This window comes from Microcoleus sp. OTE_8_concoct_300 (assembly GCF_031383065.1).
Classification (GTDB): domain Bacteria; phylum Cyanobacteriota; class Cyanobacteriia; order Cyanobacteriales; family Microcoleaceae; genus Microcoleus.
The window spans coordinates 1-1,304 of the sequence record NZ_JANMZH010000208.1; the positions used below are offsets into that span (position 1 = coordinate 1).

Here is a 1,304-nt window from a genome sequence, read left to right on the forward strand (position 1 = left end):
TTCATGAATAAAAAAAAATCTTCTAGGGAAAAAGATATTGATTACTACAAAAAGAGAAAGGGGAAAACTAGAAGATGGTTTTTAATTGTGTGCGAAGGTGAGAAAACAGAACCCAACTATTTTAAAAGTTTTCCGGTAGACCCAAAGGTAATTAAGCTGGATATCAAAGGAGAAGGAAAAAACACGAAAAGTTTAGTAGAAAAAGCTATTGAGTTAAAAAATACCAGCGAATCGGACGAAAAAAACCGATTTTGGTGCGTATTCGATCGCGATAAAAACCCTAAAAATCCTAACGACTCGCAAAATTTTAATTCAGCCATAACTCTTGCAAGAAATAACGGCATTGAAGTAGCTTATTCAAATGATGCTTTTGAATTGTGGTATTTGCTGCACTTCCATTATTATAATACAGCAATTTCTCGCCAGGATTATCAAAATATGCTAACCCAGTTATTGGGAAACAAGTATAAGAAAAACAGCGAGATGATTTATGAGGAACTAAAAGACAAACAGCAGGATGCAATTAAACACGCAGAACGGCTTTTAAACGAATACGATCGCCCCAATCCTGAAACTGACAATCCTTCAACAACAGTGCATCGGCTAGTCAAAGAACTTAACAGTTTTATTCCTAAGGGAAGTTGACCGATATCTCCGTTAGAATCTGTGGTGATAATTGTCACATCAATGTTTTTGGCCGCGAGGGCCGCAGAAACTCCGAGTACCATTTGACTCGGCCCGCCGTAGACGAGGGAAGTGGACGGGATAATTTGGAGAAGTCGCATGGGAGCTCGTTCTTTAAATCAACCTACCAACATCTCCCATTACAAATTTAATTATCTATCTGCAAAAGGCTGCCCGTCTAGCTGTTCAGCTTCCTCTCTCTTTGTTGCTGTAATTTGGGTATTGTGAGATATTTTCTTGGAAAAATCATACATCTCACTGGCTTTGGCTTCAGCGGCTTTCACAATTTCCAGGATTTCCCGGAGTAGGCTTTCATCAGGTAATTCTTTCATGGCAATGCTTCTAATCTCTCAACTACTTTGTCTATCATAATTTTCGATTCTGGAGCCATCTGTAGCAAGGCTGCTAAATAATCTCCTGCTTTTTGAACATCTTCATCGGGCACACCATCCATCAATACATTGCCCACGATGTGCTCTGCTTGTAAGCGAGTACCTGCTACGTTGAATTGAAAATTGGTGATGGAAGAAAAGTATTGCATCAGTATTTCATTCTGGGGAAAAAGAGACATTGCTCTTCTAAGTGCAAAAAGTCCCTGCGTTGCTTGGCGCTCTGTATCG

Annotated in this window: 3 protein-coding genes; 1 reads left to right on the forward strand and 2 read right to left on the reverse strand. The window is 39.5% G+C overall.

The window, feature by feature from the left end; genetic code table 11:
• A partial coding sequence (locus ACUVJL_RS10270; protein WP_445245747.1) for an RloB family protein occupies positions 1–645 on the forward strand: 645 nt, incomplete at its 5' end.
• A gap of 191 nt (positions 646–836) precedes the next feature.
• Here the strand turns inward: ACUVJL_RS10270 and ACUVJL_RS10275 are convergent.
• Together ACUVJL_RS10275 and ACUVJL_RS10280 are read right to left on the reverse strand one after the other, a co-directional pair.
• Positions 837–1,016, reverse strand: a complete 180-nt coding sequence (locus tag ACUVJL_RS10275; RefSeq protein ID WP_445245748.1) for a hypothetical protein — start codon at positions 1,014–1,016, stop codon at positions 837–839.
• Positions 1,013–1,304: hypothetical protein (locus tag ACUVJL_RS10280; protein WP_445245749.1), on the reverse strand; the 292-nt coding region annotated here is incomplete at its 5' end. The genes ACUVJL_RS10275 and ACUVJL_RS10280, both read right to left, overlap by 4 nt.